At 32.7% G+C, this 15433-nt stretch carries 17 protein-coding genes; 8 read left to right on the top strand and 9 right to left on the bottom strand.

Going from position 1 to position 15433, the window contains the following annotated elements; genetic code table 11:
* Window positions 1-141: 141 nt before the first annotated feature.
* Window positions 142-1608, top strand: a complete 1467-nt coding sequence (locus tag WBM_RS02525) for an alanine/glycine:cation symporter family protein (RefSeq protein ID WP_041571459.1) — start codon at window positions 142-144, stop codon at window positions 1606-1608.
* Window positions 1609-1847: 239 nt separating this feature from the next.
* Window positions 1848-2423: a glycerol-3-phosphate 1-O-acyltransferase PlsY gene (gene plsY, locus WBM_RS02520; protein WP_011256621.1), complete on the top strand. Its 576-nt coding sequence runs from the start codon at window positions 1848-1850 to the stop codon at window positions 2421-2423.
* An 88-nt stretch (window positions 2424-2511) separates the two neighbouring features.
* On the opposite strand, the gene WBM_RS06345 is transcribed toward plsY, so the two are convergent.
* From WBM_RS06345 to WBM_RS06335, 3 genes are all read right to left on the bottom strand, one after another.
* A complete protein-coding gene (locus WBM_RS06345; protein WP_225416086.1) occupies window positions 2512-2652 on the bottom strand; it encodes a hypothetical protein in 141 nt (46 codons plus the stop codon).
* Window positions 2649-2918: a hypothetical protein gene (locus tag WBM_RS06340; RefSeq protein WP_011256620.1), complete on the bottom strand. Its 270-nt coding sequence runs from the start codon at window positions 2916-2918 to the stop codon at window positions 2649-2651. The genes WBM_RS06345 and WBM_RS06340 overlap by 4 nt, the downstream gene beginning before the upstream one ends.
* Window positions 2919-3610: 692 nt before the next feature.
* Window positions 3611-3784 (bottom strand): hypothetical protein, encoded by a 174-nt coding sequence (locus tag WBM_RS06335; protein WP_225416085.1) that lies wholly within the window; start codon window positions 3782-3784, stop codon window positions 3611-3613.
* A 639-nt stretch (window positions 3785-4423) separates the two neighbouring features.
* Between WBM_RS06335 and WBM_RS02510 the strand changes: the two genes are divergently transcribed.
* The gene (locus tag WBM_RS02510) at window positions 4424-4945 is read left to right on the top strand and encodes a Na+/H+ antiporter subunit E (protein WP_011256619.1); all 522 of its coding nucleotides are present in this window, start codon (window positions 4424-4426) and stop codon (window positions 4943-4945) included.
* A 253-nt stretch (window positions 4946-5198) separates the two neighbouring features.
* Here the strand turns inward: WBM_RS02510 and WBM_RS06330 are convergent, their stop codons facing one another.
* Window positions 5199-5354, bottom strand: a complete 156-nt coding sequence (locus tag WBM_RS06330; protein WP_225416084.1) for a hypothetical protein — start codon at window positions 5352-5354, stop codon at window positions 5199-5201.
* 579 nt (window positions 5355-5933) lie between these two features.
* Between WBM_RS06330 and purN the strand changes: the two genes are divergently transcribed.
* Complete coding sequence (purN, locus tag WBM_RS02505) at window positions 5934-6512, top strand: phosphoribosylglycinamide formyltransferase (RefSeq protein WP_041571458.1); 579 nt, start codon at window positions 5934-5936, stop codon at window positions 6510-6512.
* A gap of 162 nt (window positions 6513-6674) precedes the next feature.
* Here the strand turns inward: purN and WBM_RS05760 are convergent, their stop codons facing one another.
* The 5 genes from WBM_RS05760 to ribF all read right to left on the bottom strand — a co-directional run bounded on the left by WBM_RS05760 (window position 6675) and on the right by ribF (window position 11585).
* Window positions 6675-6824, bottom strand: coding sequence for a hypothetical protein (locus WBM_RS05760; RefSeq protein ID WP_158676332.1), 150 nt, complete (start codon window positions 6822-6824; stop codon window positions 6675-6677).
* Window positions 6825-7409: 585 nt separating this feature from the next.
* Window positions 7410-8720: a M16 family metallopeptidase gene (locus WBM_RS02495; RefSeq protein ID WP_011256617.1), complete on the bottom strand. Its 1311-nt coding sequence runs from the start codon at window positions 8718-8720 to the stop codon at window positions 7410-7412.
* Window positions 8707-10047 (bottom strand): M16 family metallopeptidase, encoded by a 1341-nt coding sequence (locus tag WBM_RS02490; RefSeq protein ID WP_011256616.1) that lies wholly within the window; start codon window positions 10045-10047, stop codon window positions 8707-8709. The genes WBM_RS02495 and WBM_RS02490 overlap by 14 nt, the downstream gene beginning before the upstream one ends.
* 48 nt (window positions 10048-10095) lie before the next feature.
* Window positions 10096-10560 (bottom strand): signal peptidase II, encoded by a 465-nt coding sequence (gene lspA, locus WBM_RS02485; RefSeq protein WP_011256615.1) that lies wholly within the window; start codon window positions 10558-10560, stop codon window positions 10096-10098.
* Window positions 10557-11585 carry a bifunctional riboflavin kinase/FMN adenylyltransferase gene (gene ribF / locus WBM_RS02480; RefSeq protein WP_011256614.1) on the bottom strand — a complete coding sequence of 343 codons (1029 nt, stop codon included), beginning with the start codon at window positions 11583-11585 and terminating at the stop codon, window positions 10557-10559. Before ribF ends, lspA begins: the two co-directional genes overlap by 4 nt.
* Before the next feature lie 70 nt (window positions 11586-11655).
* Here ribF and WBM_RS02475 point away from each other — a divergent pair, with 70 nt between their 5' ends.
* The 4 genes from WBM_RS02475 to hisS all read left to right on the top strand — a co-directional run bounded on the left by WBM_RS02475 (window position 11656) and on the right by hisS (window position 15310).
* Entirely contained in the window at window positions 11656-12024 is a 369-nt protein-coding gene (locus WBM_RS02475; RefSeq protein WP_011256613.1) for a glutaredoxin, read from the top strand.
* Window positions 12025-12140: 116 nt separating this feature from the next.
* Complete coding sequence (locus WBM_RS02470) at window positions 12141-13013, top strand: hypothetical protein (RefSeq protein ID WP_041571457.1); 873 nt, start codon at window positions 12141-12143, stop codon at window positions 13011-13013.
* Between the two features lie 486 nt (window positions 13014-13499).
* Window positions 13500-14072 (top strand): NifU family protein, encoded by a 573-nt coding sequence (locus WBM_RS02465; RefSeq protein WP_011256611.1) that lies wholly within the window; start codon window positions 13500-13502, stop codon window positions 14070-14072.
* Window positions 14069-15310 (top strand): histidine--tRNA ligase, encoded by a 1242-nt coding sequence (hisS, locus tag WBM_RS02460; protein WP_011256610.1) that lies wholly within the window; start codon window positions 14069-14071, stop codon window positions 15308-15310. Before WBM_RS02465 ends, hisS begins: the two co-directional genes overlap by 4 nt.
* Window positions 15311-15433 lie beyond the last annotated feature (123 nt).

Here is a 15433-nt window from a genome sequence, read left to right as displayed (position 1 = left end):
AAAAAATATAGAATTTATATCTTATCTAGGCGACGGTTTGTTTATGTGCCTTATGGTTCCAAGCGCTGTTACGATATATCTACTGAGAAGGGAAGTCTTAAATACAATAGATTCTTATTACAATTCTAGAGGGTATTAGAGATGATTTATAGGTTGCTTTATATAGTATTATTTTGCCTATTGTTTAATAATGTGTACGCTGCTTCAGATTTTTATGAGAGCTATGACGCTATGTTAAGTGGAATAAATAACTTCATGAATGAAGTGTTGTTTTTCAAGATTTTCTACGTGCCATTTATAATTCTTTTAGTGGCTTTTGGTTATATCTTTCTAACATTACGTTTTAAATTTCTCAACATAAGGATGTTTAAACATGCGTTTACTATTTTGTGTGGAAAATATGATACGGATCATCACGATGGCCACATTACGCATTTTCAGGCATTTGTAATTGCACTTTCAAGCACAGTAGGCCTTGGAACTGTTGCTGGTGTTGCAATTGCAGTTTCAATGGGAGGGCCAGGAGCAATACCTTGGATGATGATTACAGGCTTTTTTGGTATGTCAGCAAAATTCGCTGAAGTGACTTTAGCATTCAGGCACAGAACAGAAGGTCAGGAACAATTGTTTAGTGGTCCATTTCAATACATAAGAAATGGGCTGGAGGAATTTGGGTTTAAGAAACTTGGTATTATCTTAGCTGCAGTATATGCGGTATTTTTTGTATTATCAGGTTTGGGGGGAAGTGTAGCATTTCAAACTAATCAAATGGTTTCAATATTATCTGGCTATTCAAATTGGGTGGATAGTCATCCTTGGTTTCTGTCTTCTATAATCTCTGCATTGCTTGCTCTAGTGATTATCGGGGGAATTAGAAGGATAGCGAGAGTATCTTCCGCGCTAGTACCTGTTATGTCACTCATATATATTTTTAGTTGTATTACAATAATTACGTTTAATATTCACAATTTTAGTAATGTATTTAAAATATTATTTTCTAATATGATAGACTTCAATGCTGTTGGTGGAGGAGTAGTAGGGGCATTTGTTGCTGGAATTCAAAGGGCTATTTTTGCCAGTGAAGCAGGTGTTGGCTCTGCTTCAATTACTCACGCAGTAGCTAAAGATGAGGAACCAGTTAGAACTGGACTAGTTGCGATGATAGAGCCATGCTTTGATACAATGTTAATTTGTTGTTTAACAGGAATAACAATAGTGATAACAGGTGCGTACCAGACTGGCATTGGCGAAGGAATATTGGTTACCCAAAAAGCTTTTGAGACAGTTTCTTCTTGGTTTCCTATATTTTTAATTATAGCTGCACCTTTGTTTGCGTTTTCTTCGGTAATCTCGTTTGTATATTGTTGTGAAATGGGATGGCTATATTTATTTGGTGCAAAAAGTATTGTAATATATCGCATAGCGGTAGTAGTGGTTGCATTTTTCTCAGGTTTGTCTAAAGATATAATGGCTATTGCTAATATTGGTGGAACTTTATTCTCTTGTTTGGCCCTTATTAATATGACAGCGCTTATACTATTTAGCAGTCAAATTAACGATGAAGTTCAGTGCTATTCGAAAAGGCTAAGAAATAATAAAATCAATTAGGTTCTAGTGCAAATGTCAGTTAAACGAAAAAAAATAAATGAGGATACTAATCTTTGACGTCGTTCCAGTGCATGACACTAGAATCCAGCTCTTATATAACTCTCTGGTGTACTTATTTACAATTAAGTTACAGTGTCTGAGCACTGGGGTAATACCTTTCTTGGTAAAGACTATTCTCAAGTCACAATATTGTACAGTTATATGTCACACGCTAGAATGACACTGAGGGCGTGGATATAATGGAGAAATATATAGTTTTTGTATTATCCTATATATTAGGTTCAATACCATTTAGCTTAGTTATTACGAAAATAAAAGGAATAAATTTAAGAGAAGTAGGTTCAGGGAACATTGGTGCTACAAATGTTGCAAGAACAGGAAGTAAATGTATTGCTGCTTTAGCATTACTTCTGGATTCTTTAAAAGGGTTTATTGCGGTTTATATAGCAAAACAATTTTTCGATGATGGTAGTTTTCACATGTATGCATCTGCAATTTTAGTAGTTTTAGGACATATGTTTCCTGTATGGCTGAAGTTTAGTGGAGGAAAGGGAGTTGCAACAACTTTAGGAATTTTGATAGCGCTTAATATCTCTTTAGTATTAGCATTTGTATTTGTTTGGTTAGCAGTATTTTTTGCTTTTCGATACTCCTCTCTTGCTTCTTTGACTTCTACTATAGCTGCCGTATTATCATCTTTCTTTTTTCAAAGAGACTTATTTTTTACGCTATTAACTGTAGCAATATTAATTTTTTTTAAACACTATAGAAATATAGTGAATCTTCTACAAGGTAGGGAACGTAAATTTTCATAAGCTACGTCCCATCCCAGTCCCTTCTGCTGCATTACTAGCAGATACTTCATGCGAGAAACGACTTTTGCGACTATTTCTTCTGCTTCTTTTATCGTTCCTCCATATTTTTTCCGCTTCTTCTGCATATATTATCAAGTGCTAATTTTAGCTTGCGTATATTATTCTCTTCTAATAGAGACTTCATTTGTTCCTTTGTTATTTCTAGTTTTTTAAGTAAAATTTCTATCATTTCCTTTTTTTATTACCTTGATATTTATTGCTAAGATGTTTATACGCGAGGCAGCACTTTTCTTTTAGCGATTTTTTTGCAAGATTTTGCAGTGTAGTATCTACTTGAACTTCAATGGGGTTAACTTTACTGGCTTTTTCAGCTTTCAGTTTAAATGCCTTAACCTCTTTCTCTGTTATTGTGTCAGCTACTTTCTTAGCTTCATTTAAAGATGAACCTTTGAGAGAAAAATCTGCCTTAAGCAAATCTCGGTTTAATAGTTCCAAGAATACTTTTTTTTTATGCTTTCAAGTAAACTTCCTTAGTCATCTAAGCTATACTTATTCGATTCATTTTTTATGTGCTAACCTAGCTCAAAACATCATAATTTATTTAAATTTATAGAGTTAATATTTTTCATTAACATCAGCATAACTTATTCACTATTGAGAAGTAAAACTCAATAACTTTCTCATTAAAGGAATACTTACTTCTGAGGTAAAATCATCAACTACTTTTTGACTTTCATTATCATCTGGGTTGTCCTGAATCTTATGCCAAGCATTAAAGATTTTTTTGTCGTTTTTTTCTTGTTCTTTAGCATATCTAACATGAACTTATGCGCTTCATTTTCTGCTCTAAAGTTGATATTTGATGTGGAACAGTAAATCTAGTTTCTAGATCTGGATAAATACCCTCTAGTGTACTCAACATTCTGTAGACAACACCGGTGAAGTAGGTGTTAGGAATTCGTTCTTTTCTAGAGAAGGTTTGACTATCAGCAGATTTATAATTAATGTGTCTTTTTTATTTTTTACACCTTCTATGCCTCCATCATTGCAGGCTCTCAAAACTAAAAGTAAAATTTACCCACCTGTAAAGCCAGAGCTATGTTTTTGATCATTTTCGCAGAAGTCATTTAAAAATCCCAATCACCTTCCTTTGTCTCCATTACTAAATTGACGATTATTAGGTTAAGTTAATATGAATCATTTATATATTTAACAAGCTGCTTAAATTCACCATCATTAATAACATCTTCTGATACTTTATTACCGTACTTACTTCTTAGCTTGTTGATATTGTAGTGAATACCATCATTTAACTGATGAGGAAGCAAGTGTTCGAGATCAGCATCAAAACTATTGATCATGCCTGTAAATTTTCCTTTATACTCTCTAAAAAGAAATTCATAGAAATTTTAAATAACATAATAGAATTAGAATCTTTTTGTCTGAGTTCACTCTGCAATAAAGTTAATGGCATTGTAGGTGGTGTTGTTTCCAGTAACGGGATCAATAAGAAAGTGGTGGGTGAAAGTCAGGTAGATCAAAAAAGCAGCAAGCAAGGGAGAAGCTGCTATTTTATAGTATTGTTCTTAAAAAACATTTTCCAATACTCTTTTTTTGCTTATTTTGTGCTGCTTTGCAGTTCTGATTTCTTTATAAGTGTAAAAGGTTTTAATTTCAGATCTGAAGAATATGGTAGCAAGGTGAAAATAAAGAGTAGCAGGGTTAACTAAAATGCTTAAAGAAATAAAAATTGCAAAGCAATTAACAGATTTTAGTTTACTAAGCTCTCTTGAAGGAAATTGTATTTGAGAAATATCTATCATAGCCTACCTTACTAATTATTATTATGCTTTAATAATATGTATATGGTCCATTAATGTTAATATTTAAGTATTTTATTGTCTTCAATTCATAAGAGTGGTCAACTTTCTCTTCAATTTTTCTGAAGTAGAGTCATTATTATCTTTCCTTAAAAAATCATTCTAGTTATACTGTAGACCATGAACCTTAGGCAAAAAATCAAGTTTTTTTCTCTGTCCTTTATAATTTTATTTTCTCTATGGACTATATTGTCTGGTTATTTTGAACCATTTTTTGTTTCTTGTGGAATATTTTCCTCTATGTTTACGCTGTTTGTCTTTAAGCGGTTGATGGATGCTGAAAACGCTCTTAGCCAGATCTTAAATGGTACAAATAGACTGGAGTTTTATAAATTGTTAAGTTATATATCATGGTTGATATATCAAGTCATTCTATCGAGTATTTACGTAATAAAAAAGGTACTGCAAGCTAAACTTAAACTTGAGCCGATAATTATCCTAAAGAAGTGCAAAGGGCATAACGATGGGAGTATTGCATTATTTGCCAATTCAGTCACAATTACCCCTGGTACTTTAACTATTGATGTTGCAAAAAAACGACAGATATATCTGTCTATCATGTGTTTGATAGATGAAAGCCTTGAAAGTGGCGTTTCTGAAATAGAGAACGAAGTTTTGAAAATACTGTGCTCAATTAGGTAATTGCTTAAATAAGTTAACAGTGTCCTTATATTTCATTACTAGACTTTCAAGCATTTCTTTTAGAAGACTATATTGCCAACAATAGAGCATAAATGATTGTACAAGTCTTCTAGTCTTAATATGTTATATTTTCTTCTTACTGTTAAATTTACATGGAAAAATGTCTTCCATGATTTCAATAGTAGCAGCCTTATTTAAAAATACATTTTCACTTGTCACACTTACTCTTGTCAGAATAGTGTTGATTTCAGGTTCATCGCTTATATAGGTCTGATAGCTGAACCATTTTGATAACGTATAAAGTTAGTATTTTTGACAAGCAGTTATCATCATATTCACAACTTTTTATTACTTCCCACTGGGTAACCTGAGACTTACTTATTTTAGCATTGTTCGGTAATTTGCTCATTCAAATTTCTCCATTAATCCAGTCAATAGATTATACTAATACTTTGTTAAATAAATAATAACTCAATTACAAAAATATATACTTATAATTATATACTAAATAAAAACAGCAAAATATCTAAGCGTTAAAGCCAATTTAAGCTAGATGCGTGAGGCAGTTCATTATTAGGTTTTGCATAGCCTATATTATTTATTGGCGTTTTTTTAGTATTTTTAAACACTTAATTAAGTATAATTTATGACATTGGGTATAACAACCACACTATAAAAAGTTCAAAAAGAATGTAGCAAAAAACCTTATAGAAATTAAATGCAACACACTAAAAGAATAGAACCCCTAGATCCAGGCTTCCAATAGACTTAGAATTATAAAACAGCTTTATTGTTAGTAATAACGAGACTGGTAAAGCTTATTAAGTAGTTTTTGAGCTACCTAAATGGCGGCTGGATACCCATGCATGTTGCTAAAGCTATGCAAAAAAGTCTAAGTAAGTTACTTCTTCGCCATAAAATAAGTTTTCCTTTTGGGCTATTCTGCTAATATTAATTCTCACACTAGACTATAAATTAACTATACATGATGAAAAAGGTAAAACTCGGAATACTAATTTCAGGTAGGGGATCGAACATGCAAGCATTAATGAAAGCATGTCAAAATTACGGCTTTCCTGCAGAAATGGCATGTGTTATCTCCAACAATAATAAAGCTGCTGGTTTAAAAGTAGCAGAGCAAGCAGGAATGCCAACATTTGTTGTTGAAAACAAACCACTTGATGTTGATAAAATTCATGAAATACTTGTTCAACATGAGGTTAATTTAGTTTGCCTTGCGGGGTTTATGAGAATTCTCAAAGCTGACTTTCTTAATAAATGGCATGGCAAAGTTATAAATGTCCATCCCTCTTTACTTCCTTCTTTCAAGGGCCTAAATGCCCAGGAGCAAGCCCTGAAAGCAGGTGTAAAAGTTACGGGTTGTACCGTGCATTACGTCACTTCTGAAGTTGATGCTGGAGCTATAATTGCTCAAGCTGCTGTACCAGTGTTACCAAATGATGATATTCATAGCCTCTCAAAACGCATCTTGTCTGAAGAGCATAAATGTTACGTAGAAGCAGTAAGGTTAATAGCAATGCTAAGTAGAAAACTAGAGAGACCATGAAGTATTGCTGTCTTTCTCTTTATCAACTACATTTTCACTCAAAAAAGGTATGATTGATGAAACTTCAGAATTGCGTTTAATATTTTCCTTTTTGTTATCTTTACTTGGTGCTTCGACAACTTTATCTTTTTACTCACTGTATTACTGTTAACTTATTTCCTGTTACCTCATTTCAGCATTTCTTTTAAAAGTTAACCTTTTTCGTTTTTCTTTGTTCTCCTTATTAGTGTGCAATCTTGCTAGTACTATTATGTTAGGCAGGACTTTTGCTGCAATTTTGTAAAGGCGTGATGAATTTATTTCTTTTTTCATCTCTGTGTGCAGCTCTTACTGTTTCTCTTTTGAAAGTTGTGAAGAGTGGTTTTTAAAGTTTTTAACTTGACGGTAAATAGAGTGAGTTATGTTCAACCATCACTACACAACCTAATGTAATGAGTGGTATAGTAATGAAAAGAACTACAGGACTACTAAATAAAGCAATAGAAACTGCAAGCACCAGTTAAAAATAGTACATCGCATAGAATGTCCAAACAAATACCTTGAATTCTATATTCGTTCCTTCTTTTTGCTTCTAGTGTTTTCTTGTAGTTACATTTTTTATATAGGCTTTTTTCTCTGAAATAATCAAAAAAAGAGTATACATTTGAAATCAGGGAAATTAAACAAAAAAACACCTGTGCTAATATTACTGAGAGCATACTTGTTATGCCTACTTGTCAGCTTGTAATATGTATCAAATTAACAATGATGAATATACCTGTGTTGATGCGGACAATGTCATTATTAATGAGTCTACTAAGACTTTTTGTTTCCTGTTTTAGCGCTTTTTGTATTATCCTTCACCTGAAATAAGGATATATAGTTCAAAATTTATCCATATTATAGTGACCGTTTGCTTTAAGTGTTTCTTCCGACTTTAACAAAGAATAAATTTTCAGGATCTAATAAAGAACTTGCCAGTTCATTTACTTTCTCTAATTTAACGTCATTAATGATATCCGCATAATTATTTATGCGGTTAACGTCACGATCATTTATCTGCATATCATCTAATAGCATTGCTGTATTTGTGTTATTAGATAGAAAAAAGGTAAGGTTATTTACTAAAATGGTTTTTGCATCCTTGAACAATTGTTCATCAATTCCTTCCCTTTTTATTCTGCTCAATGTATCTTTTACTGCTAATATAGCTTTGCCAGCAGTAGAGCTATCAGTACTCATATTTCCAACTATAGCATTCCCATGTTTATTGGGGATAATATGTGCAAAAACACCGTAAGTAATACCCAAGTTTTGCCTCAATTCTTTCATTAATATTGAATTTAGTCCCATGCCGCCAAGCGCATTAATTAAGACGCTGGCGCTATAATAATCAGGATCTTCATAAGCTATACCTTTTTGGGCAAAAAATATTACACTCTGCGGTATATCCATAAAAATGTTTTTACTTTCTGCAGGGCCAAAGTTATTTTTTACAGGTATTTTTCTGACTTTTGATCTTTTTAATGGTAGTTTTGATAAATATTTATCCAGTAGTGCACTAACTTCTTCCTTTGTTGTGCAACCAACAACACTAATAACTATATTATCTTTAGTGAAATTACGCTTTACGTACGCTAGAACATCATCTCTAGTAATGCTCATTATAGTATCAAGAATTCCATACTCACTTTTTGAGTAAGGATGTTTCTTAAACAACAACGTATTTAATTCTTTTCCAGCAATAAAATAAGGATCTTTTTCAAGATTATTAAAATTAACTTTGGCTTTCTCAAAAGCTCTATTCAATCCTTCGAGGTCAACTTTAGGGTGCATTATAGCATCGCTTAGTAACGAAACTGCTTCCTCTAGATTCTCAGACAAAGTATTTAACGAAGCCCTAAATGCTTCTAAACCAGCAATAAAATTTAAGCTAATCCCTTTATCTTCAAGCTTTTTTGCAAAATCTTTGGCATCATTTTTTCCCGCTCCTTCTTGAATTGCAAGGGAAGTGAACCAAGTAAGTCCCTGTTTTTCTACATTCTCATATGCGTAACCTGCATCTTTGAACGATATGTTCAGTGAGACCTTTGGTAAATCACAGTTTTCAACGAATAAAAATTTAAACCCTTTACGGGTAATGACCTCTTCTATATTTAGGGTACCGCTTGCTTGTAAATTAAAGCCTAGACAGAAAAGAAATAGAAATACAAATTTACTTATCTTCATTATTACCTCCTTTTGGTAGCAAACAACCAACTAACTTATTAGCAGAAAAGATGGTACGAATTTTACTATTTACATCTTCTAAATTAACATCACCAATTTTACTATATGAAATATCTATTTCATCAAGTGGAATACCAAGTGCTAGATGTGAGCCATAGAAAAATGCTATATTGGTTAGGCTCGATAGATTATCAAGTTGTGCCGCCTTGTACCTATACTTTGTGCTTTGCAACTCCTCATTCGTTATTCCTTCCGAGGTAAAGTGATTGATAGCGCTATTTAGCTCTCTTTCAACGATATCTAAACTCACTCCGTTTTTTGGAGTTACCTTGATATCAATATAACCATCACTAAAAGTTAAACTATCATAATAAGCAGACACTGACACTGCTATGTCTTTATCTAGAACCAAATCTTTATATAGTTTACTAGATTTGCCACTTCCTAAAATGTTAACTGCCAAATCAACAGCAGAAATTTCACTTATATGCTTGAATAAAGGAACACGATAACGAAAATATAACACTGGTTCTTTTACCTCGGCGCTTTCTAAAGTTACTGATAGATTTGCATTGTATACTGGATCCTGATTTGGGTAATACCTAATTACTGGCTTGGCTTTGATTTTTCCATACTTTTCCTCCGCTAATTTCACTACTGCATCAAATTCCACATCACCAACAACCAACAGTATTGCATTGTTCGGGTGATAATAGTTATCGTGAAATCTCGTTATATCATCCTGATTGTAAGTTTTAATATCGCTTTCCCAGCCAATAACGGATCTGCCATAGCCAGTACGGTAAAATACACTATTCATTTCTTCCCATAATAAATTGTTAGGATGATTGTCAAATCTCATCTTCCTTTCTTCTAGCACGATGTTTTTTTCCCTGTCTATTTTGTCTTGAGTAACATTAAAGTTGCCCATTCTGTCTGCTTCGACTTCCATTGCTAGTGGTAAATCTTTTTTGAGGACCAATTCGTAGTAAATGGTATATTCTTTAGTTGTACCAGCGTTAAATTGAGCCCCAATACTGCTCATAGTAGATTCTATGTCTTTAAACCTTCCTGTAGTTTCAAACATTAAATGTTCAAAATAGTGAGCCAATCCTGCTTTGCCAATCGGGTCATCCATTCCTCCAACTTTATATATTATTGCGTGTAGAGCAGCAGGAATTCGATAATTAGGGACGACATAAACATCTAACCCATTGCTGAGTTTAGCATATTTTATGTTGTGTTCTACACTTTCAGTTTTCAGAACAATTGGATAAATGAAAAAAAATACAGGTAATATAAAAAAACTAAAGAACTTGTTAAGCATTATTCTGACCTAATATAATTGAACTCAAAACAATGATTTTTCCTCATTTCACTTAGAAATAAACCTATCATATATGTACCATTTATATAACAATGTAAACATTCCGCAAACTATATATAAATCTGCTAAATTGAAAGCTGGCCAATACCAATCACCAATATGAAAATATATGAAGTCATATACAGCTCCCCAGTAGATCCTGTCAACTACATTTCCGATTGCTCCACCAATCATCAAAGAAAAACCAAGACAGGTTAATTGCTCATTAGACTTATAAACTAAGTATGCAAGTACACCAATTATCAATGTTGAAAATGCTGAAAAAAAAAGATCGCTATATGGTAAGGTGCTGAACATTCCAAAACTAATACCTGAGTTCCATACTTCAACTAATCTTATAAAGCTGGAAACCTCAATTGACTCTCCTTCATCAATCAATAAATTTATGTAAAGCTTGCTCGCCTGATCTGTCAATACTATTATGAGTGTAATAATCAAGCATAGTTTTTTCATAAGTCTGTCCTTAACTGATAAGCTTCAAGTATATCATGATTTATCTGTTTTGTTAATTCGTCAACACTAAGGAACCTTTTTTCTGATCTTATGAACTTTAAAAGTTGTATATTAACCTTACGGTCATATATATCTTCATTGAAATCAAATATGTGCATCTCTACTATGGGTTTTTTTAAGTCATTAAACGTAGGCCTCATACCAATGTTGACTACTCCGTATAGCCAACTTGGACCACTGCCAGAGAATGAGCCTTTTGCGGAACCTTCTGTTGTTTCATTGCTTTGATATTGGGATCTATAGATTCCAGCATCACGTGCTGGAATGACATCTAAGGAGGTAAATGCCACTTTAGCATAATATGTACCAAACTTAGGTTTTATCATACAATCTTCTATAGGAATGTTTATGGTTGGAAATCCTATTTCTCTACCTCTAAGTGCACCTTTCATTACAGTACCAGAAACTTGATAAGATCTGCCAAGCAACTTATTAGCAATTTCTATTTCGCCCTTTTGTATGTGCTCTCTAATTGAAGAAGAAGAGCAAATTTTTCCATTAACTGTTAATGGTTCTAATTTAGTCAAGGAATATCCATATGTTTCAGAATGTTTCCTTAAGATTAGTGTATTACCCAATCGTTTATGACCAAAAGTACAACTTTCTCCGACAATTATGTGTTTAGTGTTATACCTATCTATCAAAATCTTGCTAATGAAGTCATCACAGCTGATTTGAGAAAAACCTTTATTGAAATTGATAATGTATAAGTAATCTATACCATAGCTGCTGATTAGTTCCTTTTTTTGTTCTTGATTTATTAATCTAAAATTATTTCTGTTAAATAAAATAGTTGATGGATGAGGCTCAAAAGTTAAGATTGCGGAGGGAAATCCTCTTTCTTGCGCTATCTTCTTTAGAGTAGAAATTGCTAACTCATGTCCTAAGTGAATGCCGTCGAAGTTTCCAAAGGTTAATGCTACGTTATTTTCTATTCCTCTCTCGTAATCATAAATAATTTTCATACAATTTGATATTTTATACATGCTTTCTTAATATATAATAACTGTATTTTATAAATTACGGAGATAAATTGTGAAAAATGCTAAAAGAAAGGTTGTTATATATATAAAGCAGTACTGTCCGTTCTGTAAGAGAGCAAAGGAGCTGCTAGATGAGAAAGGTGTGAAATATGAAGAAATTGATGTGTTTAAAAATTCAGATTTGTTTAGTAACATAAAGTTAAAGTATAATGTTAGAACAGTTCCGCAAATTTTTATTGCTGATAAAAATGGCAATTATGTACACCATATTGCTGGATGTGACAAATTGATGGACCTTGAAAGGGAAGGGAAGTTAGATGATATGTTAAGTACCAATTATGATAAAACTGATGTAACAACTTACACAAGCAATAGTGATGAATATGAAGAATATGTAGCATCACATGACGATTTTATGTAATTTTTCTTGCTTTTACTGTTGTGCAATGCACGAATGAAGAATTAGCATATTTGCTTTAAACAAATTTTAATGGATTAAAAATACAATTTATTTAGTGAGTTTTTTTAGTGGGAAAAATGACAAAAAATATTTCAATTGTTAGCAGGAACTTAATTACTATTGAATTAATTGACAAACAGGATTTAGAGAATTTCATCAAAATTTTCACGGTGCTTGATAAACATGTAGCAGCCAAAACTCTTTTTACAGAGGAGGTAAGGATAAGGTATAAACAACAAGATAGCATAGAGATTGTTGATTTACTAAAAAGTTCAGACTTCACGTATTATGACGTTGAAAATATACTGCATCACTTGAGTAAACACGGAATGAAGGTGCCAAGCAGTGTTATAGCGCACACTCTCTTTTCTGCATGTAATCATGCACTTGAATCTAAGGGCATAGTGCTTTCATTTTTTGGTGGCTCTCCACAGTTCAACATTAGAGTGAATAAAAACACCTTCATCATGACTCCTATGAGCGAAGAAAATTTAGAATTAAATTCGCAAAATAGCGAAACATTGATAGAGTTGTTAAAGAGCGAAAAAAGTATGTATGATTGTGTGGTAAAAGAGAATATTATTAATATTGTAGTAAATTATGAGATACATCAAACAATAAATTCAATCATAAAATCACTGATACAATCTTGCCTATTGGCAAAAGAGGAAGAATTAAAACTTAAAGAACAATTGAGAGAACTTGCTTTTAAGGATCAAGCTTTTGTCGAGTATTCCAGTATTAAAACCATCAATAGGTATCCACAAAATCATCCTTTGAGAAAGTATGAAAATATTACTAAGAGTATAGAAGACATTTTGTGTAATTTTATAGCCAATGAGAATAGTGAATTTGCTATAGAGCAACTAAATAGGCTTAATTCAAAGGTTTCTCCGGATACTCCAAGAATCATTACTAAAACTATAGATAAACTTGTTAAGTTCCACTGAGATAATACAAACTAATGTCTGTATATATCTGTTTTTTTCAAGAAATAAGCACTCAAATTTGAGTGCTTATTTAGATTCATAACTTAAGTCTGCAGCAGTAGAATTTATATGGGAAACCGAAAAAATTTTTAATGGTTACTATGTAATAGACAGTTATTATCTTTTTAGCAACTTATCACGTGCTGCATTTAACTTTTGCACAAAATATTCTAAGCCTCCTTTGTCTGGATGAACTAACTTAATTAAATTTTGATATGTTTTATTGATTTTATTTTAACTTGCTTCAGGATTTAGCTCCGGTATTTTTAATGCCTCATCTATATACATGTTATTGCCAGTATAATTTTTAGTGTGACTTCTGAGGAAAGACACAACTACCTTAGGTAGGGTAAATTTAACCTACCATGAGTGCCAAAAAAGGAATGACGTGTATATTTTTTTCATTTTGTGATTAAATAGTAATATTATAATCGTCAGGTAAATAACATGTTCATTCAAATTGAAGAAACACCAAACCCCAATACGCTAAAATTTCTTCCTGGGTTTGCGATTTTAAACGAAAGGGAAACTGCTGATTTTTCAAATCCAGATGAAATAAAAAATTCTAAATTAGCAGCAGACCTTTTCCAAATAGAACATGTGATAAGAGTATTTTTTGGCCATGATTTTATTTCAGTAACAAAATCGGATGGGATTAGTTGGGACATATTAAAAGTGGAAATTTTAACTACGGTTATGGATCACTTTACCTCTGGTGGGAAGGCACTAGATAGAAAAGGAGTGAATGACAACAACATACCGGATGAGGAATTTTTCGATGAAAATGATATAGAAATTGTAAATAGAATAAAGGAGTTGATGGAAAATTACATCAAACCTGCAGTTGCTCAAGACGGCGGCGACATCAAATTCCGCGGCTATAAAGATGGAATAGTTTATGTTGAACTGCAAGGAGCCTGCTCTGGATGCCCAAGTGCTGCAATTACCCTAAAACAAGGAGTGCAAAATATGCTGTGTTACCACATACCAGAGGTTTCAGGTATAGAGACTACGTTATGACTAATCAAACAGTTAGAGGAACAAAGGATCTTCTATTTGATGAATGGTATAGGTTTAAATACATTCAGCAAATAGCAAATAGGATCTCAAGTCTTTACGGCTTTTTACCTGCCCAAACTCCGATATTTGAATATACAGAAGTCTTCATGAAAACTTTAGGTGATGGTTCCGACATTATTAATAAAGAGATGTATACTTTTTATGATAAGGGAGGAAAGAGCATAACTTTACGTCCTGAGTTCACCGCAGCGATTGTTAGGCTATTGGTTGAAAAAAAACTGCAAATACCGATAAAATTATTTTCAACAGGACCTGCATTTCGCTATGAAAGACCACAAAAGGGACGGCAGAGACAATTTCACCAAATAAATTTTGAGGTTTTTGGTGTAGAAAATCCAAAAGCTGATATTGAATTGATATCGCTTGCTCATCATTTATTAACTGAATTTAATATCAGCAAGAATGTAAGACTAGAAATTAACTCTTTGGGTGATAGTGAAACAATTGCTAAGTACAAAGAAGTTTTGATACCGTACTTTAAAAAGTTTCAAAATGACCTATCAGAGGACAGCCAAAATAGATTGACTAAAAACCCACTCAGAATATTAGATTCCAAGGATGAGAAAGATAAATTGATAATCTCTGATGCACCCAAAATCAGTGATTATTATACAAGAGAATCCTCAGATTTCTTTGAGCAAATACTAAATGGATTAACAGCTCTCAATATACCTTGTACTGTAAATAGTAAATTAGTTCGAGGGCTGGATTATTATTGCCATACAGTGTTTGAATTTGTTATAGAGGATTTTGGTGCACAAGGGGCGGTCTTTGCAGGTGGAAGATATGACAATCTGGTATCTTCAGTAGGTGGAAAATATACTCCAGCAATAGGATTTGCAGGGGGTATTGAACGCATAATGGAATTAATTAACTATTCCATGAAGGGAGATAGACCTATTTGCTTAGTTCCTATTGGCAGAGAAGCTGAAGAGCATGCTTTGACACTTGCGAATGAATTGCGCAGGAATGGCTTATATGTAATCTATGAGTATAACGGGGCGCTTAAAAACCGAATGAAAAAAGCAAGTCAGGCAAATGCTAAGGCTGCATTAATTTTTGGTAATGAAGAACTGGGCAGTAAAACTTTAAAGATTAAAAATATGGATACAGGTGAAGAAAAGATAATTGCTTACGGTAATATAATGGAAAATATCCATCAAACTTTGCTTGTGTAAGTACAATAAACATTAAGCTTCATGTCAAAATACAGGGTCTGTATGTAAAAAGGTAAGAGGTCTGTTCATTTGTGAGCAATGTGACTATAGCCAAATCACTTTTTTTATGTATAATCTTAAAAA

Origin of the sequence: Wolbachia endosymbiont strain TRS of Brugia malayi (genome assembly GCF_000008385.1) — a bacterium.
Lineage (GTDB): Bacteria > Pseudomonadota > Alphaproteobacteria > Rickettsiales > Anaplasmataceae > Wolbachia.
Note: the sequence above shows the minus strand (reverse complement) of the source record. Positions and strands in the feature narration are given on the sequence as shown.